Raw genomic sequence first — 25,607 nt, forward strand, 5'->3', positions numbered from 1 at the left:
TGTTCACCGGATTCGATAGAGTTGCTTTGGTCGCTATCAATAGCGAACGTGAGGTCGTTACCGGGTGTCTGTGCGTCAGCAGTGACTGTGACAGAATTCGACGACTGCGCCGGATTCTTATCGACAGTCAGGTTAGCCGCTGTAGCCGCGGCTGCTCCCGTGAACGCAACAGTCGCCCCGAAAACGGAGACGACCATCAGCGCCGCGAGGAAGAGCGCGCGCAACTTCTCTGCGGTTCCTGTCATAGATTGTGTCGTGTGTCTCTGTGTTGTCGTGGTCGAGATCGGTTAGCGAGCGATTCCCCGCCCTCGTATTGGTCCGGTAGTCACCCTATTCCAGTAGGGTAGGTATCTACTAACGGTACATAGTGGAGGCATATATCACAACTATCTTAACAGTTGTGGTCACTAATCGCCGGGCGATCTCGCCGTCGGGCGGTTTAATTCTATGAAAGAAGTGAGAAAAGTACGGCCAACGTGCGTAAACAGCGGTAATTAGTTCCGTATCGCCTCGCAGCAGTCAGACCGGACCGGTCGAAGGCAGGGCCGAAACAGCGTGACAGTCGTCGTGCACCGAGCACGCGTCACGTCGTAGCACGTCACAAGGCGGGTGTGCCACTCCCGCGGCCCTCGGAACCGTCTCCTTCCACCCGCGAGTGCGTGGAAACCGCCGCCGAAAGCGATACCTCCGAAACTACGCGATGCGCGCATCGGTCGCTGTCTCGTTGCCAGCGACGGAGTGGCTGCTGAACGAAAATCTCCCTATCATATAGTGGTAGTATATACTTAAAGAACCCATAACGAAATATATGGTTCCGGTACGTTTAATTTGTAAGATTAAGAGTGAGGAACCAATGAAACTGGTCACACCAACCGATTTCGAGATTCTTTCGTCTCTTTCAGATGGGAAGCGGAACAACGCCGTAAACATCGCTCACGAGTTAGACAGAGACAGAGCGTACATCAACACGCGACTGCCCGTTCTCAAGGACTACGGACTCGTCGAGACGGTCGGCCCAGCACCGAACAGCGGCCTCTACGAGATCACGGCAAAAGGCAAGATCGCGGCCGAGAACCAGTCCACATACGCGGACGAAGAGACCGATTTCGAAGCGTTCCTCGACTCGAAGGTGCGAGAGGAGCACCCGGGCGAATAATCGCCGACGGGCATGCTCGGAGAACCACCGCGGTCCGCTCGCGGGAACGCCGGATGACGCCGTCAGTTCTGGTCTGTGTTTCGACGCTGTAATTCCTCAAGCGCCGCAAGCGCCAATTCGAGGTCTTCGACCGACCGCTCCAGCGACGCCTGAACGGTAGCGAAGTCGTGTTCGTCGACGTCGCCGAACAGGTCGCCGTCGTCGTTTCCCTTTCGGTACTGCATCAGATTTACTTGTGCTACAGAATCGTTACACGAATTCGACGCGGAGGTGAGTGATTTGGAAATCACCCAAAATAATTCGTTGGTAGACGAGTGAGTATCAAACCGTTCGGATTGTTCCTCTTGCTTCCCCTGTTCACACACAGGCCCCATGTTATGCATGTTCTACTGTTTATCTCATATAGTACTTGTCAATACAGGCCTAAATTGATACTGAATTATAACATATAAAGAACTTTATTCCTATTGTAATCAATTTTGATTTTCGGATTCGGGCGAGAGGGTGGCTCCGAGCGTCGCGCGACTACCCGCCTCAGTTCGACGAGCGAAGAGCGCGTGGTTGTCGATCACTGAAATTCATGTCGACAGCGTGTGGCAAATGGTTAAGTGCGCTGCGAAGCTCGGTGAAAGTGATGAGCGACGATCCCGAGGACCGGATGCTCGGCTGGGACGAGTCCGTCTTTCGGGACGAACACGTCTTCGAGATCGACTGGCTCCCGGAGACGTTCAAACACCGGGACACGCAGATGGAGACGCTGAAGTACGCGCTGCGGCCGGCCGTCCGCGGCTCGCGCCCGCTCAACGTCATCGCCCGCGGGCCGCCGGGGACGGGCAAGACGACGGCCACGCAGATCATGTTCGACGAGCTGACCGCACAGACCGAGGTCAAGGCCGTGCGGGTGAACTGCCAGATGGACTCGACGCGCTACGCCGTCTTCTCGCGGCTGTTCGCCGAGATCTTCGAGTACGAGCCGCCGGCCTCGGGCATCTCCTTCAAGAAGCTGTTCTCCCAGATCACGGACAAGCTGGTCGAGGAGGACGAGGTGCTGGTCGTCGCGCTGGACGACGTGAACTACCTGTTCTACGAGAACGAGGCCAGCGACACGCTGTACTCGCTGCTGCGCGCCCACGAGGCCCACTCGGGTGCGAAGATCGGCGTCATCTGCGTCTCCTCGGACCTCGACCTCGACGTGATCGAGGCGCTCGACACGCGCGTCCAGTCGGTGTTTCGCCCCGAAGAGGTGTACTTCAACAAGTACGGGCAGGCCGAGATCGTCGACATCCTCGACGAGCGGGTCGACCGGGGCTTCAACGAGGGCGTCGTCGGTCCGACGGTGCTGGACCGCGTGGCCGAACTGACCGCGGAGCAGGGCGGCGACCTCCGCGTCGGCATCGACCTCCTGCGGCGGGCCGGCATGAACGCCGAGATGCGCGCCTCCCGCTCGGTCGAACCGGAGGACGTGGAGGCGGCCTACGACAAGTCGAAATACGTCCACCTCTCGCGCCGGCTGCGGGAGCTCTCGGAGTCCGAGGCGTCGCTGGTCGAGGTCATCGCCGACCACGACGGCCAGCGCGCCGGCGACATCTACGAGGCGTTCACCGAGCAGACCGACCTCGGCTACACGCGCTACTCCGAGATAATCAACAAGCTCGACCAGCTGGACATCATCGACGCCGACTACACCAACGTCGAGGGGCGGGGCCGCTCGCGCGAACTGACGCTCAACTACGACGCCGACGCGGTGCTGGAGCGGCTGTAATACAGCGTATCAAAACGCATCCGCGGAGTCACTCCATCTTCTCGAAGGTCGTCTCGGCCCACTGGACGGCGTAGTCGGCCCCGTACTGCAGGTAGGCGTCGGTGTCGAGCGCGGCGAACGGCGCGGGCAGGTCGAGGCCGTGTTTGACCCCGCTACAGGCGAGTTCTGCGGCCGCGGCGAACGCCGTCCGGCCCTGTGCCATCTCGGTCGGCAGGTCGTCGAGCCGGGGCGTCAGCCGCTCGCCGGTGTCGGCCCACGCCGCGTGGAGGTCGGGGTAGTCGTCGGCCCAGTCCGCGAACTCGCGGCGGGTCCGGAGGCCGAGGTAGGCGTCGTACAGCGCCGCCGCGAGCTGGTACTGGTCGGTCGGGTCGAGACGGGCGTCGGTGGCGCCGACGAGGTCGCGGTAGCGCTCGCCGAAGAAGCCCAGGAAGTGCTCCGGTTCGTCGAGGCTGACCTCGACGAGCGCCTCGGCGACGAGGAAGGCGACGAACGGGTCCGGCGAGGTCTCCAGGCGCGGCTTGACGAACACGCAGGGCGGCGAGGTCTGGCGGGTCCACGCGACGCCGCCGTCGCCCGGCATCCCGATCGTGAGGTCGCCACCGACGTAGCGCCCGAGTAGTTCGGGAGCCGACGGCGGCAGCCAGTCGCCGTCGTAGGAGATCGGATCGACGCTGTCGGTCACGAGCAGGAGTTCCTCGGCGACCGCCGGGTCGAGCGTCTCGAAGTCGCGGTCGCAGTTCAGGACGAGCGCGTCGGGGGCGTAGGCGTCCCGTACCGCCGAGCACTCGTCGGTCAGCCGGCGCTCGGAGAACATCTACGCCGAGAACATGACGAGGTTGAGGACGATAGCGATCGAGAGCAGTGCAGACGCGCCGATGGTCCCGAGAACGATTTTCGTGGCCGTGCTCATGTGAGAGAGTATCTCGGGGCAGGTGTTAAATCTTGAGAAACGCCTTTGCGCTCGCCGCGAGGCGTCGACGTATGGACCGTTCCCGCGTCTCGACCGGCACCGAGTGGGAGGAACACGTCGGCTACTCGCGCGCGATCCGGGCGGGCGACACCGTCCGCGTCGCCGGAACCATCGCCACGGACGACGACGGGGCCGTCGTCGCACCCGGCGACGCCTACGAGCAGACCAAACACGCCTTCGGCATCGTGGCCGACGCGCTCGCCGACCTCGACGCGGCGATCGCGGACGTGGTCCAGACGCGCATGTACGTCACCGACATCGACGAGCAGGCCCGGGTCGGAGAGGCCCACAGCGAGTTCTTCGCCGACGTGCGACCCGTCGCGACGATGGTCGAGGTGAGCGGGCTGGCCGCGCCCGAGGCCGTCGTGGAAGTCGAGGCGGTCGCGCGGGTCGAGTGAGCGGGCGGCGGCGGACCGCCGCCCCCGGCTAGTCGTCGGCCGCACCCACGCCCCGGCGCGCGACGGTTCGCCAGCGACCGGACCAGAAGCGGCCGGTGTTGACCGCCGCCTTCAGGTAGAAGTCGCCGACGAGCGCCGCGAAGACGGCCGGGAGACCGAGGCCGAGCCCGGGCGAGAACGAGAGTCCCACCAGCGGAATTGTCACGACGACCGTCGGGGGCAGGGCGAGCGCGGCCACGGGGAGCCGGTAGCAGTAGCCGCCGACGAACGTGCCGTAGAGCGGCCAGCGCGTGTCGCCGGCTCCGCGCAGGCTCCCGCGCATCGTCCGCGAGATCGAGAAGCCGGCGACGAGCAGGCCGAAGACGCGGACGAACTGCGCCGCCAGGTCGGGGTAGGCGGTCCCGAACAGAGAGACGATGGGGCGGGCGAAGGCGACGAGCACCACCGCCGCGACGAGCTGGACGGCCAGCGCCACCCGGAGCGTCTGCCAGCCGTAGGCGGTCGCCTCGCCGTCGTCGCCGGCCCCGAGCGACTGGCCGACCAGCGTCGACGCCGCCGTGGCGTAGCCCCACGCCGGCATCAGCGCGAGCAGCATGACCCGGCGGCCGATGGCGTAGGCCGCGACCGTCGGCGTCCCGAGCGTGCCGAGGACGAACAGGAACGGGAAGCGGGCGAACGTCTGGAGCAGGCGCATCCCGGTCAGCGGCAGGGTGACGCGGACGATCTCGCGGACGAGGCCGGCGTCGAACTGCGGGCCGCCGAGAGAGAGCGTGACGACGTACCGGCCGGACAGGAGCAGGGCGAGGAAGATGGCGGCCGCGAGCGTGTTCGCGACGGCGGTGCCCCACGCCGCGCCGGCGATTCCCAGTTCCGGGAACGGCCCGAGGCCGAAGATGAGGACGGCGTTGAGCGCGACGTTCGTGGGGAGCGTGAGCAGGCGGACGTACATCGGCGTCTTCGTGTCCGCGCTCCCGGCGAGCGCGCGCGAGGCGACCATGCTCCAGAACCGCGGCGCGAGCGACAGCATGACGATGGCGAGGTACGTCCCGCCGAGGCGGACCGTCTCGGCGTCGTCGGTGAGCAGGCCGACCAGCAGTTCGGGGTACTGCCAGGAGACGGCCGTCAGCGGCGCGGAGACGAGGAGGGCGAGCCACAGCGACTGCTTGACGGCGAGGTCCGCGCGGTCGGGTTCGCCGGCCCCCTGGAGCCGTGAGACGACGCTGATCGTCCCCGAGGAGACCGCGAGCGAGAGCCCGAATCCGAGGAAGTAGTACTGAAAGCCCAGTTCGAGGCCGGCGATGGCGGCGTCGCCCAGCGCCAGGCCGACCATCAGGAAGTCGGCGAGGCGCAGGAGGACGCGCAGGCCGCCAGTGACCATCACCGGCGCGGCGAGGTCGGTCGCGGCGGTCGCCTTCTCGCGGTCGACGAGGCCGACGCTCGCGAGCGCGGCGGGGACGGCGTTCAGGAGGCGGCGTACCGGACCACTGTCCGACATCGGTAGCCGCTCCGGGTCCCAGCCCCCTGTGGGTTTCGGGGTCGTCCCGTGGACTTTTCTCGGTGTGCGGTGACAGGCCGCATATGCTTCCCGTCGAGGCCGGCGACACCTTCACCGAGACGCGCACCTTCACCCCCGCGGACGTGGACCGGTTCGCCGCGGTCACCGGCGACGACCAGGCCCGCCACACCGAACCGGACGAGGGGGGCCGCCGGATGGTCCAGGGGCTGCTCACGGCGTCACTGCTGACGAGCATCGGCGGCGACCTCGAAGTGCTGGCCTCGCAGATGGAGTTCCGGTTCCGCCGACCCGTCTACACCGGCGAGACGGTCGTCTGCGAGATGGAGATCACGGCGGCCGAACCGCGACACGACGGCGGAGCGAGCGTCGTCGGCGACGTGACGATCCGTCGGGTCGGTCAGCCCGCCGAGTCAGCGGTCGGAGACGGTAGCGGAGACGCGAACGCGGAGGCCGATTTCGACGATTCAGCCGCCGCCGAGGTCGTCCTGGAAGCGACCGTCGAAGGAATTATCAGGGAATGAGCTGGTCGCCGTCGTCGTCGTAGACGGCGATGGCGTCGACCGGACAGGCCCGGGCGGCGAACTTCGCGTCCAGTTCCGCGCCGTCGGGGACCTCGCGGACGAACACGTCGTCCTCACGCTCTTCGCTGTCGGCCAGGACGGCCTTGCCGGCGTCCTCGTCGCGCTCGAAGGCGTCCCACTCGGCGACACACTGGAACATCCCGATGCAGGTGTCGTAGTCGTACTCGACTCGCATACCGGCCGTTGGCCGGTCGCGGCCAAAGGCCTTGGCATGCGGACGACCGTCCGTGGGTCCCGCACCGAGCGCCCGCAGTCGGGCAGTCGTCGCGGTACACGGGCACGGCTCCCGGATCACTCGTACAGTCGGTCGAGCGCGGCGACGACGGACCGACACAGGACGGCCAGAAGGTCGCGATCCCAGCCGTCGAAGGCCGTCCCCTCGGTCGAGGCGACGCCGAGCATGCCGTGGGATTCGAGCGGGAAGAGAAAGGCGGACCGGATGCTCTCGACGACGGCGTCGTCGCGGTCGCCGTAGTCCTCGAAGACGCGCGCTTCGCCCTCTCGAAACACGCGCATCTCCAGGGAGTCCGACGGGAACGCCATCTCCCGGATCGTGTCGAACGCCGCGTCGGGGTCGATGTCGATGCCCGTATCGGCCGCGATCAAGTCGAGCGCGTCGTCGGTCGCGGCGATGGTGACCAGCGACTCCGTCGACGGGTCGTACGCCCAGACGCTGGCGATGGACTCGCCTAAGGTCTCCTCGACGACGGCGAGCGCTCGCGACGCGACGGCTTCCCGGGACTCCGCGAGAAAGAGGTCCCGCGTCGCCGCGTTGAGCGCCTCCAGTCGCCGCTCGTGTTCCCGGTGGGCGGTCACGTCGCGGATGACGACCTGCGTGGCGGGCCGGCCGGCGAACGCGATCGGTGCGCCGCGGCTCTCCACGTAGCGGCTCTCGCCGTCGGGCCGCCGGAGGCGCCAGTCGATCCAGCCGAGTTCGTCGCCCGCCTTCGGACGCGACAGCAGTCGCTCCCGGACGCGCTCGCGGTCGTCGGGATGGACGTACGACAGCGGGTCGACCTCGTAGACGGCCGAGATGTCGTCGATGCCGGCGAAGTCACAGAGCGTCCGGTTTGCGTACAGGACCTCCCCGTTCCGGTGGACCAGTATCGCGTCGGGGGACGTATCGACGAGGTTTCGGTAGCGGAGCTCCGTCTCCGCGTGGGCGCGCTCGGAGCGCCGCCGGGCGACCGCGTTCTCGATGCGGTTCGCCAGCACGTCGTACTGGTCCGCGGTCGTCTGCTTCTGGAGGTAATCGGTGACCCCGGTCGAGATCGCCTCGCTCGCGATCTCCTCGCTTCCCTTGCCGGTGAAGAGGATGAACGGGAGATCGCCGTGGTGGGTCGATACCTCACGGAGCAGCGCCAGTCCGTCCATCGACGGCATCTCGTAGTCGCTGACGATGCAGTCGACGGTCGAGGCGGCGAGCTGTTCGAGCGCCGCCGGTCCGCTAGTCGCGACCGTTACCTCGAACGCGTCGTGACGGCGCTCCAGGTGCAGGGCCGTCGTCTCGGCCACGTCGGGCTGGTCGTCGACCAGTAACACCCGCACCGGCTCGCTCCGTCCGTCGGCCGAGCCGGTTAGTTTCACTCGCCGTTCGGACCCAATCCCCATGATCGAACATCCACGTATAGCGCCATATCGGTTGCGGCCGTTTCAGTGCGACAGTTTAAATCGGGCCAGGACCGAACGGAGGGGTAATGGACGTCGCGGACCTGTCAGGCGTGCCCGACTGGCTGCCCGACCACCTGCGTGCGGACGGCATCGAAGCGCTGTACCCCCCGCAGGCCGAGGCCGTCGAGGCGGGCGTCACCGAGGGCGAGAACCTCGTCGCCGCCATTCCGACCGCCAGCGGGAAGACGTTGATCGCCGAGCTCGCGATGCTGTCGTCGGTCGCTCGCGGCGGCAAAGCCCTCTACATCGTGCCGCTGCGGGCGCTGGCCAGCGAGAAGCAGTCTGACTTCGAGGAGTTCGAACAGTACGGCCTCGACGTGGGGGTCTCGACCGGCAACTACGAGTCGGAGGGCGGCTGGCTCGCCGACAAGGACATCGTCGTCGCGACCAGCGAGAAGGTCGACTCGCTCGTGCGCAACGACGCGCCGTGGATCGAGGACCTCACCTGCGTCGTCACCGACGAGGTCCACCTCGTCGACGACGGCCAGCGCGGGCCGACGCTGGAGGTGACGCTGGCGAAGCTCCGGCGGCTCAACCCCGACTTACAGACCGTCGCGCTGTCGGCGACCATCGGCAACGCCGAGGCGCTGGCGACCTGGCTCGACGCCGAACTCGTCGACTCGGACTGGCGCCCCATCGAGCTCCAGAAGGGAGTCCACTACGGGCAGGCGCTCCACCTGGAGGACGGGAGCCAGCAGCGCCTCTCGGTCCGCAACAACGAGAAGCCGACCGCGGCCATCGTCCGCGACACGCTCACGGACGAGGTCGACGAGGACGGGACCGTCGTCGAGGAGGGAGGGTCGACGCTCGTGTTCGTCAACTCCCGGCGCAACGCCGAAGCGGCCGCCGGGCGGCTCGCGAGCACCGTCCGCCCGCACCTCACCGGCGCGGAGCGCGAGCGGCTGGCCGAGGTCGCCGAGGAGATCCGCGACGTGAGCGACACGGAGACCAGCGACGACCTCGCCGACGCCGTCGCCGACGGGGCCGCGTTCCACCACGCCGGGCTCTCGCGGGGCCACCGCGAACTGGTCGAGGACGCCTTCCGCGACCGGCTGGTGAAGGTCGTCTGCGCGACGCCGACGCTCGCCGCCGGCGTCAACACCCCATCGCGGCGCGTCGTCGTCCGCGACTGGCGGCGCTACGACGGCTCGGCCGGCGGGATGGCCCCGCTGTCGGTGCTGGAGGTCCACCAGATGATGGGGCGGGCTGGCCGGCCGGGGATGGACCCCTACGGCGAGGCGGTCCTCATCGCGAACAGCCACGACGAGGTCGACGAACTGTTCGAGCGCTACGTCTGGGCCGACCCCGAGCCGGTTCGGTCGAAGCTCGCCGCCGAACCGGCGCTGCGGACGCACATCCTCGCGACCGTCGCCTCGGGCTTCGCCCGCTCGCGATCGGGGCTGCTGGAGTTCCTCGAACAGACGCTGTACGCGAGCCAGACCGACGAGAGCGGGCGGCTGGAGCGCGTCGTCGACGACGTGCTGACGTACTTGCAGCGGAACGGATTCCTCGAAATCGAGGCCGGCGAACTCGACGCCACGTCGCTGGGCCACACCGTCTCGCGGCTGTACCTCGACCCGATGAGCGCCGCCGAGATCGTCGACGGCCTCCGGGACTGGGAGCGACGCGGCGGACGGGCGGCGACGGACGGAGAGGCGGCCGACGGCGACGAGCCGACGACGCCCGCCGAGAGCGGCTTCACGACGGCGAGCGATTTGGCCGAGGAAGCGCAGGCGGCGGCCGACGCCGACCCGGACGACATCTCGGCGCTCGGCCTCTATCACCTCGTCTCGCGCACGCCGGACATGTACCAGCTGTACCTCCGGTCGGGCGAGCGCGAAGACTACGAGATGGAACTGTTCGAGCGCGAAGCGGAACTGCTCGGGCCGACGCCCTCAGAGTACGAGGAGGGTCGCTTCGAGGACTGGCTCTCGGCGCTGAAGACCGCTCGGCTGCTCGAAGACTGGGCGACGGAGGTCGACGAGTCGACCATCACGGACCGCTACGGCGTCGGCCCCGGCGACATCCGCGGGAAGGTCGAGACGGCCCAGTGGCTGCTCGGGGCGGCGGAGTCGCTGGCGAGCGAGGTCGGCCTCGACGCCGCGCGGGCCGTCAGCGAGGCGCGCATCCGCGTCGAACACGGCGTCCGCGAGGAGCTGGTCGACCTCGCCGGCGTCCGCGGCGTCGGCCGCAAGCGTGCCCGGCGGCTGTTCGAGGCCGGCATCGACGACCGCGCGGCGCTCCGGGACGCCGAGAAGTCGGTCGTGCTGGCCGCGCTCCGAGACCGCAGGAAGACGGCCGAGAACGTCCTGGAGAACGCGGGTCACCGAAACCCCTCGATGGAGGGCGTCGAGCCAGCGCCCGACGTGTCCGTCGACGTGGAGGACGGGAACGACCGCGGCGGGAGCGACGAGAGCGACACCGCCGAGGACCAGTCCAGCCTGGGTGATTTCTGATGCGGGTCGTCGAGGGCGTGGCCGAGATCGACGACGTGGGCGCGTTCGTGGAATCCCTCGGCGCGGTCGGCGAGCGCCACGGCGTCACTGTGCAGGCCTTCGACGCCCGCTACGTCGTCGACCGTGCGCACCTCGAACTCGCGGTCGACCTCGCAACCCGGGCACACGCCCGCGACGACGCCATCGCCGAGAACTTCGGCGTCGAGATCCTGCTGTACGCGGCCGGTCGCCGCCAGATCAACCGCGCGCTGGAGATGGGCGTGAGCGAGGGCGAGTGCCCCGTCGTCGTTGCCATCGTCGGCGGCGACGATTCAAATTCGCACGTAGGAAAAATCAGTGGTGGAGGCGAGAACGACGACGCGACCACGGCCGCGGCCGCCGCGGTCCGCGATCTGCTCGCTCCCGGGTCGACGCTGGGCGAGTACGACGACGAGCGCGTTCGCGCCTTCTTCGACGTGACCGACGCGGAACTCGACGCGACGGCCGGCGGCCTCGCCGACGCCGTCCGCGAGCGCGTCGCGCTCCTGCCGGTCGAGAAGTGACGGTAGCGTTTTGGCCGTCGCTATGGTACTGGTGCGCATGGATCCACAACAGATCGCACCGGCGAAGCGTTCGCGTACTGACGTGGCTGCAGACGCGCGCGAGCGACGGTGACGACACTCGACGCGCCGCTCGACATCGGCGGCGTCGAGGTGCCGAACCGGCTGTACCGCGCACCGGTGCTTGAGTGTGCCGGCAACGGCGAGGGGGCCGTCGAGACGCTGATCGACGAACTGGAGCCGACGGCGGCTTCGGGCGTCGGACTGCTGTTCCAGGGCGCGAGCGTCGTCAGCGAGCGCGGCGGCTGCGCCGCGCCGAACATGACGCGAGTCCACGACCCGGCGTTCGTCTCGCGACTCTCTCGGCTCACCGGCGCGGTTCACGACCACGGCGGCCGGATTTTCCTCCAGTTGGCCCACGGCGGCCTCAGGAGCATGGCGACGTGGCACGCCGAGTACCGCCGACGCCATCCCGACCAGCGACAGCTGGCGGTCAGTCGCCCGCCCTGGCAGCTCCGGGCGCTCGACCGGGCCGGCCTCGTCTCGCTGCAGCCGGACGTGCTCTCGACGGAGGAAGTGTGGGACCTCGCCGAGCAGTTCGGCCGCTGTGCCGGCTACGCCGTCGACGCCGGCTACGACGGTATCCACCTCTCGGCGGCGAACATGAGCCTGATCCAGCAGTTCCTCTCGCCGTTCTACAACCGCCGGGACGACGTGTTCGGCGACGGCGTCCGGTTCCTCGAAGCCGTCCACGACGCCGTGCGCGACCACGCGGGTGACGTGCCGCTGGTGACGAAAGTCCCCGCTGAAACCGCTGCACCCAGCTTCGTTCGAAGGCATCTCGCTCGCGAGGACGGGGTCGCCATCGCCGAGCGGGCGGCGGAGATCGGCTACGACGGCCTCGTCCCGGTCGAGGTGTCGACGTTCTGGGACATGAGCATCGTGCGCGGGGCCTTCCCCGAACGCGCCTGGGCGGCCAGCGACCTGCAAGAGGACTACGCCGCAGTGTTCGGGAGTCGCGTGCGTGCGCGGGCGGTGGAGCTACTGAATCGGATACAGGCGCGTCGGTTCGACCGCGATCCGGGGTGGAACGCCGCGTTCTGCCGCGCGGTCCGCGAGCGCGTCGACGTGCCCGTCCTGCTGGAGGGCGGGCTTCGCACGCGCGAGGACTGCGACCGGTATCTCGGAGCGGCGGGGCCGGGGACGGAACCGGCGGCGGACGCGGTCGGGATGGCGCGGCCGTTCTACGCCGAACCGCGGCTCGGCGCGCGGCTGCTGGACGGCCACGACGCGCTGTGTGCGAGCTGTAACAACTGCACCGTCCCGCAGGTGACCGGCGAACCGGGGCGCTGTCGGACGCCGTCGGTCGTCCGCGAACAGGCGCGGCTCCGACAGGACGGCGCGTACGACCGCCCGGACTGAGCCGCGGAAAGACTCATCACCGTCGGGGCCCGAGCGGAGGGCGATGACTGGAATTTCGTCCGAGCACGTCGAGTTATCCGTCGACGGCGAGGACACCGACGTTCACTACCGGACCGGCGGCGAGGGGCCGCCGCTCGTCTTTCTCCACGGCATCGGCCTGGACGCCGCGACCGTCTCCTGGCGACACGCGCTGCCCGCCCTCGCCGACGAACGGACGGTGTACGCGCCGGACCTGCCGGGTCACGGTGACAGCGACAAGCCCGACCGCGAGTACACGACGGCGTACTATCTAGAGACCGTGTCCGCGTTCCTCGACGCCGTCGAGATCGAGAATCCGGCGCTGGCCGGCCTGTCGATGGGCGGCGCGCTCGCGCTCGGCCACGCGCTGGACGGCGGCCCGGTCGAGCGCCTCGTGCTGGTCGACAGCTACGGGCTCGGGGCCGACGCCTACTGGCGGACGATGGCCAGCAGCGTGTTGCAGACGCCGATCCTCGGAAACATGCTCTGGCAGGGCGTGAGCACGTCGCGGCCGGCGATCAGGACCGGGCTTCGAAGCATGGGGCCCGGCGAGCCGCCACAGCAACTGGTCGACGACGTCGACGACGCCGTCGACTACCAGACGGTCCGCGCGATGCGGCGCTGGCAGCGCAGCGAGTTCCAGTGTCGGGGGTTTCGGACGGACTACTCGGATCGGCTGGACGAACTCGACGTACCGACGATGCTGGTCCACGGGGACGCGGACCCGCTCCTGCCCCGGCACTGGTCCGAGCAGGCAGCTGGAGCGGTGTCGAACAGTCGGCTGGAGATCTTCGAGAACTGCGGCCACTGTCCGCCCCGGGAACAGCCAGAGCGGTTCAACCGGGCGGTTCGGGCGTTCTGCTGAGTTACTCGGGCAGGTCGTCGATGAGGACGACCGCTTCGCCGTCGATGACCACTTCGTCTTCACAGAGCACGCGCGTAGTCAGTCGGTACTGGCTGTCGCCGAGGTCTTCGACGATCTCGCACTCCGCGGTGAGGCGGTCGCCGATGCGGACGGGGTTGTGGAACTCCAGATCCTGCGAGAGATAGATGGTCAGGCCCGGGAGTCGGGCGAGCGCCGCGCTAATGAGGCTCCCGACGAGCGTCCCGTGGGCGATGCGCCCGCGGAAGCGCGTCTGCTCGGCGAACTCGTCGTCGAGGTGGAGCGGGTTCGTGTCGCCGCTTGCGGCGGCGAACTGCTGGACGTCGTTCTCCGAGATCGTCTTCGTGAAGTCGACGTGGTCGCCGACCCCCATCTGACCGGGGTGGTCGGCGGAGATCGAGACGTGCCACTCCGGCAAGTCCTCGTTCGGCTCGATCCGCTCTGCCGGTGTGAGACCGTTTTCGTCGTCCTGCTGTACCCCGAACGCAGCGAACGCCGCCCGGTTAGCGGCCACGACGCTGTTGAACATGTGGGACGATGTCTCAGTCCATGTGTCTAACAGCGGATTCCGGTGCGATTCAGAACTCATCTACTGTAGTAGTTACTTGGTCCGAGTATTAAACCTTGGTGTTGGTTTCGCCTCTACGTGCGGTAAACACCGTCTAACGGGCGTCAGACGCGCGTTTGGATATCCAGTTATCGACGCTACAGGACGGAACAGCCCGTTCAGCGCTGCTCAGGCGATAAGACCATCTGATGGTATTGGATGGTAACAGATGGTATTCTGCGGAAGATTTATGTCGTCGAAGGGAGTAGATGGAAGTGACCGATGGCCGACGAGGATGATGGCCTGATGTGGCCCCCGATGTTCAAGGGGATGCAACAGGCGAGCGAGAACGCGATGGAACAGCAGCAACAGCTGATGAAACAGATGTTCGCCAGCGGTGGCATGCCGAGCTTCGATATGAATCAGCTCGGCGCCATGAGTCAGATGGCGACGTTCAAGACCCGCGTGCAGAGCGGCGGTCGAATCAGCATCCCCGACGCGGAGCGCGAAGCCCTGGGCATCGACGAAGGCGACATCGTCCAAGCCGTCGTCCTCCCGGTCACTAACAACAACACGGAGTAACCCACCAATGGTAGACTACACCACCCCCGTCACGACAGCGTTCGAGATGCAGCGTACCACGATCGAGCAGAGCCAGAAGGCGCTCGAACAGAGCGTCTCCTTCCAGAAGAACGTCAACAGCGCGGTCATCGACAGCCTCGACACGCAGGAGTCGGCCCAGCGTCGCGGCGTCGAACTGCAGCAGACCGCGCTGCACAGCTACCTCGACGCGCTGGCGACGACCGTCCCCGGCGTCTCCAGCACCGTCGAGCAGATCCGCGAGACGGTCGACGAGCAGTACGACTTCCTGCTCGAGAACCACGCCGAAGCGTTCGACAACGTCGAGTCGGAGCTCGCCGAGACCGCCGACACCTACGACGAGATGACCGAGGAGTACCTCGCCGCCGTCAACGAGCAGATCGACATGCTCGTCGAGGCTCACGAGGAACTCGAGACCCAGTCCGTCGAGGCCGCCGAGCAGTTCGGCGAGCAGCTCGAAGAGGTCCAGGAGCAGGTCGAGGAGATCCAGGCCCAGGTCGAAGAGGTCCAGGCCGAAGCCGCCGACGCCGTCGACGTCGAAGCGTAACGTCGAGACACGCCGCCTTTTTTGTGCGCCCAGCGCCGAACTACTATCATGAGCAACACAAACGAGATACAGGAAGAATGGACGGAGATGGTAGCGGAGATGAACGACGCGGTCGCCGACTCGATGGAGCAGAACATGAAGGCACAGGCAGCCTTCGTCGAGTCCTGGGCCGACGCGGTCGAGGACACGATTCCCGAGGAGGACGAACTCGCGGAGGGCATGGACGGCTACAACCGCGCCTACGAGGAGTGGATCGACGCCGCCGAGCGGATGGTCGAGCGCTCGACCGACGCCGCTCAGGGCGAGGACGTCGACCCCGCCGAGTTCCGTGACATCTGGCTCCAGTCCGCCAACGAGGCGTTCAAGCACGTCATGGGTACGTCGGCGTTCGCGGCGGCCAACGGCCAGCTCGTCGAGTCGATGATGGAGATGCAACAGGAGGCCGACGACATGAGCCAGGACACGCTCGCACAGCTCGGTTTCCCCACGCGCGACGACGTGACCGAGGTCGGCGAGCGCCTCATCGAACTGGAGCGCCGCCAGCACGCGGTCGAACAGAAGCTCGACCGCATCCTGGAACAGCTGGAAGAGTAAGCCATGTCCAGTAACCCATTCAACCCCTTCGCCGCCGCCCTCAACTGGCAGTCGAACACGCTGGAGGCGATGACCGAGGCCACCGAGACCGCGCAGGTAGCCGACGAGCGCCTCGAACTCATCGAGTCCGTCGAGGTCGGCCAGACGCCGAGCGAGGTCGTCTACGAGGAGAACAAGCTGGAGCTGCTGCACTACGACGCCGAGGCCGCCGGCATCGAGGTCGCCGAGGAGGACAAGGAGGCGGTCCCAATCCTCATCGTCTACGCGCTCATCAACCGGCCGTACATCCTCGACCTCCAGGAGGAGCGCTCCGTCGTGCGCCGCCTGCTCGAAGCGGGCCACGACGTGTACCTCATCGACTGGAACGAGCCCTCGCGGCTGGACCAGCACCTCACGCTCGACGACTACGTCAACCGCTACATGGACAACTGCGTCGACGTGGTCCGCGAGCGCTCCGGCCAGGACGCTATCAACGTCCTCGGGTACTGCATGGGCGGCACCATGTCGGTCATGTACACCGCGCTCCACCCCGAGAAGGTCAACGCGCTGGGACTGATGGCCGCCGGACTCTGCTTCGATCACACCGGCGGCGTCCTCGAAGAGTGGGGCTCCGACGAGTACTACGAGCCGAGCGACGTGACCGACACCTACGGAAACGTCCCCGCGGACATGCTCGACATCGGCTTCGCGCTGATGGACCCCGTCGAGAACTACGTCTCGAAGTACATCCGCCTCGCGGAGAACCTGGAGAACGAGGGCTTCGTCGAGAACTTCGGACGAATGGAGAGGTGGCTCGGCGACGGCATCGACGTGGCCGGCGAGGCCTACGTCCAGTTCCTCGAAGACGTCTATCAGGACAACAAGCTCTACAAGAACGAGCTGGAGCTGAACGGCAAGCGCGTCGACCTGAACGAGATCGACATGCCCGTCCTCCAGCTCATGGGCGAGTACGACCACCTCATACCGCCGGAGGCCTCGAAGCCGTTCAACGACGTGATCGCGAGCGAGGACACGCGGACCATCGAGTTCTCGACGGGCCACATCGGCCTCTCGGTGTCCTCGTCGACCCACGCCGACCTCTGGCCCGAGGTCGCCGACTGGTACAAGGAGCGCAACGAGCGCGGCGAGGTCGACATCGAGGTCGAGTCGCCAGACTCCGAATCGGACGACGGTGGGATGGGCTCCGAACAGGCGGAGATCTCGGACGCCGTCGACGAAAGCGACGGAAGCGACGAGACCGACGTCGACGTCGACGCGACCGGTGACACCGGCGACGCGGCCGGCGTCGAGACCGTCGACGGCATCGGCCCGACCTACGCGGACCGCCTGCGCGAGGCCGGCGTCGAGACCGTCGACGACCTCGCCGACCGCGACGCCGCAGAGCTGGCCGACCTCGCACAGACCAGCGAGTCCCGCGCGCAGGACTGGCTCGACCAGCTGTAACCGCGACCGTTTTTCTCCACCCCACCGAACCGGAGACATGCGCGTCTCCGTCATCGGCGGGTCGAGCGTCACCGACGAACAGTACCGACAGGCACGCGAGGTGGGTCGCCGACTCGCCGAGCGCGGCCACACCGTCGTCTGCGGCGGCCTGACCGGCGTCATGGAAGCCGTCTGCGCCGGCGCGAGCGAGGCCGGCGGCCACACCATCGGCATCCTCCCCGGCGAGCGCCGGGCCGCCGCGAACGACCACGTCGAGACGGCGATCGCCACCGGACTGGGCAGCGCCCGGAACGTCCTCGTCGTCATGAACGGCGCCGCCGTCGTCGCCGTCGACGGCGGTTCCGGCACGCTCTCGGAACTCGGCCACGCCCTCAACGAGGGACGGCCCGTCGCCGGCCTCGGCACCCACCGGATCGCCGGCGAGACGGGCGAGCGAATCGAACACGTCGAGACCCCTGCCGACGCCGTCGCGTACGTCGAGTCGGCCGTGCAGTAGTCTGCGCTTTTTATGGTCGGCTGACGCTCGTACAGAGGGCGCTACCGACACGGCGTTGTGACTGATTCGGGTCGAAGACAGAAAAGAGAGAACTGCAGTGATTGTCGCTCGAATCGACGAGTAGGGCGAGCATCCGGCGCGCGAAGCGCGTCGGTTCAACCGCAGCGAGTGACTACCGCGCGCCGGAGGCGCGCGACAGGAACGAGCTGCGATTTTTCCCCACGTTTTTGCCTGAACGAGCGCCGCGAAGCGGCGCGAGTGAAGTGCAAAAAGTGAGAAGGCTCACGGGCTACGCCCGTTCGCCTGTTCGGAGAATCTCGTTACCTCGATTCTCCTACATCATGCCGCCCATGCCGCCGCCCATGCCGCCCATGCCGCCGCCCATGCCGCCGGGCGCGCCGCCGGGGCCGCCGGGTCCGCCTTCGTCCTCGTCGTCGTCGCCCTGGCCGCCCTTCAGGTCGCCAGCGGCGATGACGTCGTCGATGCGCAGAATCATCACGGCCGCCTCGGTGGCGGATTCGATGGCCTGCGTCTTGACGCGGAGGGGTTCGACGACGCCGTCCTCTTCCATGTCGACGACCTCGCCGGAGTAGGCGTCGAGGCCGGAGGTGACGGCACCGCCGTCGTGCTTGCTACGGAGATCGACCAGCGAGTCGATCGGGTCGTGGCCCGCGTTCTCTGCGAGCGTGCGCGGGATGACGTCGATGGCGTCGGCGAAGGCCTCGACGGCGAGCTGCTCGCGCCCGCCGACGGAGTCGGCGTGGTCGCGCAGACCGAGGGCGAGCTGGGTCTCGGGGGCACCGCCGCCGGGCAGGACCTTGCCGTCCTCCAGCGTGGCGGCGACGACGCCGAGCGAGTCCTCGATGGCGCGCTCGACTTCGTCGACGACGTGTTCGGTGCCGCCGCGGAGGATCATCGTGACGGCCTTCGCGTCCTCGACGTCCTCGACGAAGATGCGCTCGTCGCCGGCGATGTCCTTCTGGGCGACGGAGCCGGCGAAGCCGAGGTCGTCGGCCTCGATGTCGTCGATGTTGGAGATGATGCGCGCGCCGGTCGAGCGCGAGAGCGCCTCGATGTCGGACTTCTTGGCGCGGCGGACCGCCAGGATGCCCTCCTGGGCGAGGTAGTGCTGGGCCATGTCGTCGATGCCCTTCTGGCAGAAGACGACGTCAGCGCCGGCCTCGGCGAGCTTGTCGACGTACTCCTTGAGCTGGGCCTCTTCCTGGTCGAGGAACTGCTGGAGCTGGTCGGGGTCCGTGACGTTGACCTCGGTGTCGAGTTCGGTCTCCGGGACCTCGATGGCGGTGTCCAGCAGGGCGATGTCGGCGTCCTCGACGGCGAACGGCATGTTGTCGTGGACGCGCTCCTTGTCGACGATGACGCCCTCGACGAGTTCGGACTCGTCCGTGGCGCCGCCGACGACGGTCTCGATCTGGATGTTGTCCGTGTCGACGGTGTTGCCGTCGGCGACGGACTGGACGGCGCGAACGACGAGCTCCGAGAGGACGTCCTTCGAGGACTCCGCGCCCTTGCCGGTCATCGCGGTGGCGGCGACCTTCTCGAGGGTCTCGGTGTCGTCGGCGTCGACGTCGATGGCGTTCTCGTCGAGGATCTCCTTGGCCTTCTCGGCGGCCTGGCGGTACCCCTGGGCCAGGATGCTGGCGTGGATGTCCTGGTCGAGGAGTTCCTCGGCCTTCGAGAGGAGTTCGCCGGCCATGACGACCGCCGTCGTCGTGCCGTCGCCGACCTCGTCTTCCTGGGTCTGGGCGACCTCGACGATCATGTTGGCCGCGGGGTGCTCGATGTCCATCTCGTCGAGGATGGTGACGCCGTCGTTCGTGACGACGACGGACCCTGAGTTGTCGACGAGCATCTTGTCCATACCCTTCGGGCCGAGCGTCGTCCGAACGGCCTCGGCGACGGCCGTCCCGGCCGTGATGTTCATCGACTGCGCGTCTTTCCCGGATGTCCGCTGGGACTCCTCGGAAAGTACGATCATGGGCTGGTTGCCCATCTGCTGTTGAGCCATAGTCAGACGATGATTGAATGTGATTCTATATAAAGCTTGTTGTGGCGGCCGATATATCTCGCCACTGCGACCCACACGCGACGGTGTGACAGGCAGTGACGTGCATGGTTTATATACCGTTCGAGGGGCGCTCAGCGGCCCATTCCGAAGCGACGGTGGCGGAGTTCGGGGGTGATCTGAATGCGCGAGACGTCCTGGCCCGTCCGGTACCAGACGAACGCCGCCCGCGTGAACAGTTCGCGACACTCGATGCGGACCTCTCGGGGATTGCCCTCGGTCCGCTCGTGAACGTCCTCGATCGCGGCCCGAGTAAAGAGGTCCGGGGCCTGGCCCTCGTATGGCTCGTCCCGGAAGTACGCCAGCGAGCGCGCGACGTACTCCGCGACGTCGTCGGGAGAGAACGGATCGATGTTCTCGTAGTAGCGCAACCGCGAGTCGAGGGTCCCGCGGATCTCCGCGACCCGGCGTTTCCCCTCGGGCGTCCCGGTGAGAAAGAGGCGGACGCCGGCGTCACCGGCCACCTGCAGCGGCGACAGCAGGTCCGCTTCGAGCACCTCGATCTCGTCGACGACCAGCAGCAGCGTCTTGCCGTCGTCTCGGACCCGTCTGACCATCTCGTGGACGGCGTCTTTCGCCTCCGCCGTGGCCCAGGGGATGCCGTCGCGGACCTGCGAGTAGTTGCGCTGGTCGATAGAGTACCCCGCCGCGTAGCCCGCCGTCAGCACCGTCTGGTACAGTTTCCGCGGCGTCGTCTCTCGGGGGTTGTCGAGGTGCGTGATGACGAACCCCTCGTGTTTCGAGAGGTCACGCAGGACGATTTCGCGGAACGCCGTCTTGCCCGTCCCGTAGGGGCTGACCAGCCCGATATGCTGGTCCTGGAGGAGCCAGGAGGTGACCTGGTTCAGCATCTCCGTGTCGTGGCGGACGTACAGCGGCTCGGGCATGTGGTCCAGCCCCGCCTCCTCGGTGAAGGGCAGGTCGGTCACGGTGTCGGCCGTGCCGCCGAGGGCCTCCCCGAAGGCGAGGAGCCGCTGTTCGACTTCCTGAAGCTGATCCAGCAACACGCCAGCGGACGCGCTCTCGGCGCGCTCCTCCTCCGCCGACCGGAGCGCTTCGAGCCGGTCCATCACCTCGGATACCGACTGGCCCGTTTCGCCCGAGTTCGCCCGTTCTGTGTCGTCCACCACGGCTATCTCTCTCAGCGTTGCCGGTCTGTCGCGTTATATGTTACGCCCGTCGCGCCGACGAGCGCCGGCGTTCGAGACGCCTCAGAAGGGCAGCGGGAACGGGACGGAGCCGTGGGAGAAGCCCTCGGCGGTCCCGTCCGGTCGGACGCGGAAGACGACGGTGGGCGAGTAGCCCACGTCCGGCGCTTCGCCCGCGACGCGGTCCCACTCGTCGTCGCGGAACGAGCTGCAGTCGACGACGAGGACGGCCCCTGGGTGGGCCGCAAGCTGGTCGCGCGTCTTGGCGTCGCCGGAGACCTTCACCGCGCCGACGGCGGTGTCGACCTGTCGCCGCGACGGCGGACGGGGTCGGGTGACCTCGACCAGCGTGTCCTCGACGCGGAAGTCGACGGAGTGACCCGAGTCCAGTTCGACCTCCGGTTCGATGTCGTTACCGGCGTCCAGCAGCAGTTTCGCGACGTTGAACTCGCCCATCGTGGCCCGCATCCGCGAGAGGTCGAACCCCTGACTGGTCCCGAGCTTGCTCGCCATCGTGTAGCGGTAGTCGTCCAGCGCGCCGGTCGCGAGGAAGTCATCGTAGAACGCCAGGCCCGCCTCTCTGTCGGCGTCGGGGAAGCCGCCGGCGTGGTCCCGGAAGAACGTCCGCGTGGAGTCCCGACCGTCCTTCGAGAGGAAGACGGGGAGGAAGAAGTGCGCGAGGTGCTCGTAGTCGGTGAGCCAGCCGTCCTCCACGTCGAGCTGGGCGAGCAGTTCGCGCTCGACCCATTCGCTGATGTCGTCGGGCGCTTCGTCGAACGTCACTTTATTCGTCCGCCACAGCGGCTCGGGCGTCTCGGTGTTTCCGACCCAGTAGGCCCGCTGCCCGTTCCAGCAGAACAGCGCGATGTCGCCGTTGTCCATCTCCAGCCGCCGCGCGGCCCACCCCGCCGGCGGGGCGAACCAGGGACCGTTCAGTTCCGCGCCGAACGAGTCTCGGAGGGGGGACAGCAGGTCGCTGCGGACCCGGTCCTCGCTCCAGCGCTCGTTCGATTTCCGTATGCGTAAGGGACCAGCCACGGGTCACCGTAGTCGGTCAGCCGCCTTGTGCGTTCCGCTGGTGGAGCGCGACCGAGAGAATCCGCGCCTCAGCGCCGCTCGGCCCGCTCGAACCGCTCGTCGGTGAGGTACACGTCGCCGTCGCGGACCGAAACGGCGACCCCGTCGAGCACGTCGCCGGCGCAGGGACCGTGCGTGCAGACCCCGTCCTCGCGCTCGAACTGCGCGCCGTGCTTGTGACACACCAGCCGGTCGCCGCGGACGGTCGCGCCGCGGCCCCTGTCGAGCGGGACATCCGGTTCGTGCGGACAGGAGTTCTTCCAGGCGACGACGGCGTCGCCCGCGCGGTGGAGGATGCACTCGACGCCCCGCCGGCCGTCGCGGGCCTCGAAGACGAGCGTGCTGTCGGAGGGAACAGCGTCGAGGGCGGCGATACAGCGCGGATCCGCGTCCTCGGCACCGCCTGGGTCCCCCTCGCCGTCGGCGTCGTCGCCTGAGCTGCCGGCAGAGAAACTGAATCGAACCGTCGCGTCGCCCGCTTCGACCTCGCCATCGTCGTCGTGCACTCGGACGGACGCCGACTCGTCGTCGGTATCGACGGTCACGTCCACGGGGTCGCTCATGCCCTCCGGTCGACGGGTCAGTCACATAGCCGTGTCGAAACGACACGCGAGTGCCGCTTGCACAACGGAAATATGTCAGCCGTCCTGACTTGACGTATGGACCGAGACGATGTCTCCGTCGACGTAGAGGTCGAAGTCGAAGTCGACACGGCGGAACTGGAAGCGGAAGTCGAAGACGTGGCGGAGTTCGAGGCGGAACTGGAAGGCAACGGCATCGAAATCGAACTGGAAGCCGAGGTCGAATTCGCCGAGGACGGCGAGTCGGCGGACGATGACGACGAGACCGAACTGAGCGGCGAGGACGACGCGGACGAAGACGCAGAACACGCCGACGACGGAGACGCCGAGGAGTAACGCTACGCGGCCGGCGAGTCGTCGACGTAGAGCCCGTGGCGATACAGCGACCCGTCGTACCACAGCAGCCGACCGTTCGCCGCAGTCTCGACGCCGGCGAGTCCGAGACGATCGAGCAGCGCGTCGAACGAGTCCGACAGCGGCGTCCGCTCGGTGTACTGCCCGCGGCCGATGGCGCGGTCGAGCGTCGAGCGCACGCCGTCCGTGAGGGTCGCCGGGGCGAGTTCGGCGTCGATCCGCGAACCGAAGACCACCGCGCGAAACTGCTCGCGCGAGGACGCGACTTCCAGTGCCAGCGTGGCGTACTCCGTCTCTGTAATCGAGCGCGCCACCGTCTCGATGCGATAGTTCCACGGGCCGCCGGCCTTCATCACGACGACCCGGCCGTCGAGGTCGCCGGTCGCCAGCCGACTCTCCAGTTCGGCGGGTCGGCGGAGGACGTACGCACCGCTTCTGAGCAGGTCGGCACTCCCGCTCTGGCCCTCGGACTGGATATCGCTGTGGAGAATCTTCACCACGCGGGCGCTCGGGCGGTCCAGCGCGTCGACCCGAATGGCGTCGTCGGGAACGGTCGCGCCGTCCGGAAGCGGCGACGCGCGGACGAGCGTCCGCTCGACCGATCTTCGGCCGGTGACGAGGGTCTTCGTCTGGAAGTATCGGCCGTCGTGTTCGAGGTAGGCGTCCTCGGGGAGCGGCTCGTAGCCGTAGGTCGTGTGGCGGCCCTCGGGGAGAATGGCCGATCGGGCCGCGCGCGCCGGGTCGCCGAACAGCGCACCGTCGTTCGGTTCGTACAGCGCGTGTTCAACGGGGGAGGCGTCGATCGAGTCGACGGTGAGCGTGTACTCGGCGCCGGAGTCATCCGAGTCGAGCGACTCCAGCGCGGAACAGCCCGCGAGCGCGGCGGCCGCGGTCGCACCGACGGTCTGGAGGAGCCGGCGGCGGCTGGCGGAGGGGACCATAGCGGAGCCAAGCGGGGCTGACGACGAAAACCCTGTGCTCTGCGTCAAACACAATCGGTTTCACAGGCGGCCGTCGGCCGCGCCGCGATCGCTCGCTCACTCGAACCAGTCGACGAAGGTCCCGTCGAGCAGGTTCTCCTCCTGCCGGCGGATGTAGGTGGCCTGCATCCCCCAGATGGCCTCGGCCAGCGGGACGTTCTCCTCGACGCGGCGGCGGACGTAGTCGTGTTTCCACCGCGCGGGCGTGAGCCGGCGGTCGACGCGCTCGCGCAGCGGCCGGATGTAGCTGTGGGCCTCCTCCGTCGAGAGCCCGCGCTGTTCGAGGCCCTCGCGCGCGTGCTCGAACAGTTCGCCGTAGATCTCGTCGGTGCTGGTCGTCGTCGCGCCGTCAGCCGTGATCCACTCGATCTTCGCCTGGAGGCCGTTTCGCGCGGCGGTGTAGAAGTTCTTCTTCGCGGTCTCCCAGTCCTGGGACCGGATCGGGTGTTCCAGGCGCGGCAGGCTCTCCATCAGGCCGGCGAAGACGGCCGCGAAGCCGACGGCGTCGTCGACGGTCGGCTGGGCCGCCAGCGGGCGGAACTCGATTCGGGCGTTGGCCGCCGAGCGGGTCGGCCCCTCGAACACCGGCCTGACCCACCGCCAGTACGAGCCGTGCTTGTGGCGGAGGTGGACGAAGTCGTCGTCGAAGCGGGTCCCGGCCTGCAGGTCCATGGGGACGATGGTGTCGTCGTCGACGATGTCGTCGATGGCGTCCTCCACGGTCTCGAAGTCCGGCGGGAAGCAGACCTTCGGTGGCGTCGGGTCGCTCTCGGGCGGATTGAGGACCGACTCGAAGACGCCGATTCGGTTCTCCATGTGCGCGCTGGCGACGATCTCCGGGTCCGGCGCGTCGTCGTAGAGGTCGGGCGGAAAGAACGGCGAATTGACACCCAGTGCCAACAGCGGCGCGGCGATGCGGAGCGCGTAGCTGAAGTACTCCGGCATGTCCGGGGCGTGGGGGACCTGATAGTGGGGCTGGATGGACGTGATGAGCGCCTCGGGCATCACCGTCTCGGCCTGCAGCGAGACGTGGGGAGCGTCGAGTTCGAACGCCGAGGGGTAGTCGTCGTTGGCCATCGTGTGGTACCGGACCGAATCGGACATGTTCGTCCCGATGCGCACGCCGTCCTGCTCGACGGCGTCACAGAGGTACTCTCGGGCCGTCTCGCCGGTCGGCGGGACGGTCCACATCCCGTCGGAGACGAGGCGGATGCCCTCGTTTCGCACCCGCTGCTGGGCCGGCTTCAGCGACGCCTTCAATTCGTTGCGCTGGGCCGCCAGCCCGTGAGTGTTCAGCGGTTGGGGGCTGGTCTGCATCTCCGCGTTGTGCAGGCCCAGTTCCTTCTCGAAGCCGATGAGTTCCAGTAGCTGGCGGGGGACGCGCTGGAGCGCGTCGGTCCGGTCGTCGACCGCATACAGCTCCAGTTCCATCCCGACGATGGCCTCCGTGTTGTCGAAGGTCCCGGCACGCACCTCCTCTTTGAGCAGCTCCGCCTCCTCGCGCGCCCGGTCGTTGAACGCCTCGCCGTCGACGGTCAGCGCCTCGGCCACCCGTCGGGCCAGTTCCGAAGCCGACATACGCGCGGCTTTGCGTTCCCCGGTGTTAAGCATGCCCCAGCGGGGACGAGCGGTACTGAACGTCCGTCAACGTCCCACACACGCCGACGTCGCTCACTCGCCACGTCGCCAAGCACCCTGTAATCTACTACTCACAGTAGCTCGCCGACATCGCTCACTCGCCACGTCGCCAAGCGCCCAGTAATCACCTACTCACAGTAGCTC

General features: G+C 67.5%; 27 protein-coding genes and 1 pseudogene. 14 read left to right on the forward strand and 14 right to left on the reverse strand.

Annotation, left to right across the window (positions count from 1 at the left end):
- Positions 1 to 152 precede the first annotated feature (152 nt).
- A pseudogene (locus GM656_RS19605) lies at positions 153 to 245 on the reverse strand (surface glycoprotein); the annotation flags it as partial.
- Positions 246 to 853: 608 nt separating this feature from the next.
- Between GM656_RS19605 and GM656_RS09490 the strand changes: the two are divergent.
- Positions 854 to 1,156 (forward strand): winged helix-turn-helix domain-containing protein, encoded by a 303-nt coding sequence (locus GM656_RS09490; RefSeq protein ID WP_162413428.1) that lies wholly within the window; start codon positions 854 to 856, stop codon positions 1,154 to 1,156.
- Between the two features lie 62 nt (positions 1,157 to 1,218).
- Here GM656_RS09490 and GM656_RS09495 read toward each other — a convergent pair whose 3' ends face one another.
- Positions 1,219 to 1,380, reverse strand: a complete 162-nt coding sequence (locus tag GM656_RS09495) for a hypothetical protein (RefSeq protein WP_162413429.1) — start codon at positions 1,378 to 1,380, stop codon at positions 1,219 to 1,221.
- A 410-nt stretch (positions 1,381 to 1,790) separates the two neighbouring features.
- Here GM656_RS09495 and GM656_RS09500 point away from each other — a divergent pair, with 410 nt between their 5' ends.
- Entirely contained in the window at positions 1,791 to 2,918 is a 1,128-nt protein-coding gene (locus GM656_RS09500) for an ORC1-type DNA replication protein (protein WP_162413430.1), read from the forward strand.
- Positions 2,919 to 2,946: 28 nt separating this feature from the next.
- Here the strand turns inward: GM656_RS09500 and GM656_RS09505 are convergent, their stop codons facing one another.
- On the reverse strand, positions 2,947 to 3,732 hold the full coding sequence (locus GM656_RS09505) for a DUF7089 family protein (RefSeq protein ID WP_162413431.1): 786 nt from the start codon (positions 3,730 to 3,732) through the stop codon (positions 2,947 to 2,949).
- Positions 3,733 to 3,828 carry a hypothetical protein gene (locus GM656_RS19660; RefSeq protein WP_424001508.1) on the reverse strand — a complete coding sequence of 32 codons (96 nt, stop codon included), beginning with the start codon at positions 3,826 to 3,828 and terminating at the stop codon, positions 3,733 to 3,735.
- Positions 3,829 to 3,899: 71 nt separating this feature from the next.
- On the opposite strand from GM656_RS19660, the gene GM656_RS09510 reads away from it, so the two are divergent.
- Positions 3,900 to 4,286: a Rid family hydrolase gene (locus GM656_RS09510; RefSeq protein ID WP_162413432.1), complete on the forward strand. Its 387-nt coding sequence runs from the start codon at positions 3,900 to 3,902 to the stop codon at positions 4,284 to 4,286.
- A 28-nt stretch (positions 4,287 to 4,314) separates the two neighbouring features.
- Here the strand turns inward: GM656_RS09510 and GM656_RS09515 are convergent, their stop codons facing one another.
- A complete protein-coding gene (locus GM656_RS09515; RefSeq protein WP_162413433.1) occupies positions 4,315 to 5,781 on the reverse strand; it encodes an MATE family efflux transporter in 1,467 nt (488 codons plus the stop codon).
- Positions 5,782 to 5,864: 83 nt separating this feature from the next.
- On the opposite strand from GM656_RS09515, the gene GM656_RS09520 reads away from it, so the two are divergent.
- Positions 5,865 to 6,323 carry a MaoC/PaaZ C-terminal domain-containing protein gene (locus GM656_RS09520; RefSeq protein ID WP_162413434.1) on the forward strand — a complete coding sequence of 153 codons (459 nt, stop codon included), beginning with the start codon at positions 5,865 to 5,867 and terminating at the stop codon, positions 6,321 to 6,323.
- Here GM656_RS09520 and GM656_RS09525 read toward each other — a convergent pair.
- On the reverse strand, positions 6,313 to 6,558 hold the full coding sequence (locus tag GM656_RS09525) for a ferredoxin (protein WP_162413435.1): 246 nt from the start codon (positions 6,556 to 6,558) through the stop codon (positions 6,313 to 6,315). The two genes, GM656_RS09520 and GM656_RS09525, sit on opposite strands and share 11 nt — an antisense overlap.
- Positions 6,559 to 6,674: 116 nt before the next feature.
- Entirely contained in the window at positions 6,675 to 7,994 is a 1,320-nt protein-coding gene (locus tag GM656_RS09530; protein ID WP_162413436.1) for a response regulator, read from the reverse strand.
- A gap of 86 nt (positions 7,995 to 8,080) precedes the next feature.
- Here GM656_RS09530 and GM656_RS09535 point away from each other — a divergent pair, with 86 nt between their 5' ends.
- The 4 genes from GM656_RS09535 (at position 8,081) to GM656_RS09550 (ending at position 13,354) form a co-directional block, all read left to right on the forward strand.
- On the forward strand, positions 8,081 to 10,510 hold the full coding sequence (locus tag GM656_RS09535) for an ATP-dependent DNA helicase (protein ID WP_162413437.1): 2,430 nt from the start codon (positions 8,081 to 8,083) through the stop codon (positions 10,508 to 10,510).
- Positions 10,510 to 11,052, forward strand: a complete 543-nt coding sequence (gene cgi121, locus GM656_RS09540) for a KEOPS complex subunit Cgi121 (RefSeq protein WP_162413438.1) — start codon at positions 10,510 to 10,512, stop codon at positions 11,050 to 11,052. The genes GM656_RS09535 and cgi121 overlap by 1 nt, the downstream gene beginning before the upstream one ends.
- Positions 11,053 to 11,160: 108 nt before the next feature.
- A complete protein-coding gene (locus GM656_RS09545; RefSeq protein WP_162413439.1) occupies positions 11,161 to 12,471 on the forward strand; it encodes an oxidoreductase in 1,311 nt (436 codons plus the stop codon).
- A gap of 43 nt (positions 12,472 to 12,514) precedes the next feature.
- On the forward strand, positions 12,515 to 13,354 hold the full coding sequence (locus GM656_RS09550; protein WP_162413440.1) for an alpha/beta fold hydrolase: 840 nt from the start codon (positions 12,515 to 12,517) through the stop codon (positions 13,352 to 13,354).
- A gap of 1 nt (position 13,355) precedes the next feature.
- On the opposite strand, the gene GM656_RS09555 is transcribed toward GM656_RS09550, so the two are convergent.
- Positions 13,356 to 13,901, reverse strand: a complete 546-nt coding sequence (locus GM656_RS09555; RefSeq protein WP_162413791.1) for a MaoC family dehydratase — start codon at positions 13,899 to 13,901, stop codon at positions 13,356 to 13,358.
- Between the two features lie 300 nt (positions 13,902 to 14,201).
- On the opposite strand from GM656_RS09555, the gene GM656_RS09560 reads away from it, so the two are divergent.
- Genes GM656_RS09560 through GM656_RS09580 form a run of 5 tightly spaced genes read left to right on the forward strand, consistent with a single transcriptional unit; the run spans position 14,202 to position 17,599 of the window.
- Positions 14,202 to 14,501 (forward strand): AbrB/MazE/SpoVT family DNA-binding domain-containing protein, encoded by a 300-nt coding sequence (locus GM656_RS09560; RefSeq protein ID WP_162413441.1) that lies wholly within the window; start codon positions 14,202 to 14,204, stop codon positions 14,499 to 14,501.
- 7 nt (positions 14,502 to 14,508) lie between these two features.
- Positions 14,509 to 15,066, forward strand: a complete 558-nt coding sequence (locus GM656_RS09565) for a hypothetical protein (RefSeq protein WP_162413442.1) — start codon at positions 14,509 to 14,511, stop codon at positions 15,064 to 15,066.
- A gap of 48 nt (positions 15,067 to 15,114) precedes the next feature.
- Complete coding sequence (locus GM656_RS09570) at positions 15,115 to 15,660, forward strand: poly(R)-hydroxyalkanoic acid synthase subunit PhaE (protein ID WP_162413443.1); 546 nt, start codon at positions 15,115 to 15,117, stop codon at positions 15,658 to 15,660.
- A 3-nt stretch (positions 15,661 to 15,663) separates the two neighbouring features.
- Positions 15,664 to 17,103: a poly(3-hydroxyalkanoate) polymerase subunit PhaC gene (phaC, locus tag GM656_RS09575; protein WP_162413444.1), complete on the forward strand. Its 1,440-nt coding sequence runs from the start codon at positions 15,664 to 15,666 to the stop codon at positions 17,101 to 17,103.
- A 37-nt stretch (positions 17,104 to 17,140) separates the two neighbouring features.
- A complete protein-coding gene (locus GM656_RS09580; protein WP_162413445.1) occupies positions 17,141 to 17,599 on the forward strand; it encodes a TIGR00725 family protein in 459 nt (152 codons plus the stop codon).
- A 334-nt stretch (positions 17,600 to 17,933) separates the two neighbouring features.
- Here the strand turns inward: GM656_RS09580 and thsA are convergent, their stop codons facing one another.
- The 4 genes from thsA to GM656_RS09600 form a co-directional block, all read right to left on the reverse strand.
- On the reverse strand, positions 17,934 to 19,613 hold the full coding sequence (thsA, locus tag GM656_RS09585) for a thermosome subunit alpha (protein ID WP_162413792.1): 1,680 nt from the start codon (positions 19,611 to 19,613) through the stop codon (positions 17,934 to 17,936).
- Between the two features lie 146 nt (positions 19,614 to 19,759).
- Positions 19,760 to 20,755, reverse strand: coding sequence for an ATP-binding protein (locus GM656_RS09590; RefSeq protein ID WP_162413793.1), 996 nt, complete (start codon positions 20,753 to 20,755; stop codon positions 19,760 to 19,762).
- A 141-nt stretch (positions 20,756 to 20,896) separates the two neighbouring features.
- Positions 20,897 to 21,871, reverse strand: a complete 975-nt coding sequence (locus tag GM656_RS09595) for a DUF5784 family protein (RefSeq protein ID WP_162413446.1) — start codon at positions 21,869 to 21,871, stop codon at positions 20,897 to 20,899.
- A 68-nt stretch (positions 21,872 to 21,939) separates the two neighbouring features.
- Positions 21,940 to 22,473 carry a Rieske (2Fe-2S) protein gene (locus GM656_RS09600; RefSeq protein ID WP_162413447.1) on the reverse strand — a complete coding sequence of 178 codons (534 nt, stop codon included), beginning with the start codon at positions 22,471 to 22,473 and terminating at the stop codon, positions 21,940 to 21,942.
- A 96-nt stretch (positions 22,474 to 22,569) separates the two neighbouring features.
- On the opposite strand from GM656_RS09600, the gene GM656_RS09605 reads away from it, so the two are divergent.
- Positions 22,570 to 22,827 carry a DUF2457 domain-containing protein gene (locus GM656_RS09605; protein WP_162413448.1) on the forward strand — a complete coding sequence of 86 codons (258 nt, stop codon included), beginning with the start codon at positions 22,570 to 22,572 and terminating at the stop codon, positions 22,825 to 22,827.
- Between the two features lie 2 nt (positions 22,828 to 22,829).
- Here the strand turns inward: GM656_RS09605 and GM656_RS09610 are convergent, their stop codons facing one another.
- Both GM656_RS09610 and GM656_RS09615 read right to left on the reverse strand, forming a co-directional pair.
- Positions 22,830 to 23,786 (reverse strand): hypothetical protein, encoded by a 957-nt coding sequence (locus GM656_RS09610; protein ID WP_162413449.1) that lies wholly within the window; start codon positions 23,784 to 23,786, stop codon positions 22,830 to 22,832.
- 96 nt (positions 23,787 to 23,882) lie between these two features.
- Positions 23,883 to 25,403, reverse strand: a complete 1,521-nt coding sequence (locus tag GM656_RS09615; protein WP_162413450.1) for a glutamate--cysteine ligase family protein — start codon at positions 25,401 to 25,403, stop codon at positions 23,883 to 23,885.
- Positions 25,404 to 25,607 lie beyond the last annotated feature (204 nt).

Source organism: Haloarcula salina, assembly GCF_010119195.1.
GTDB lineage: Archaea > Halobacteriota > Halobacteria > Halobacteriales > Haloarculaceae > Haloarcula > Haloarcula salina.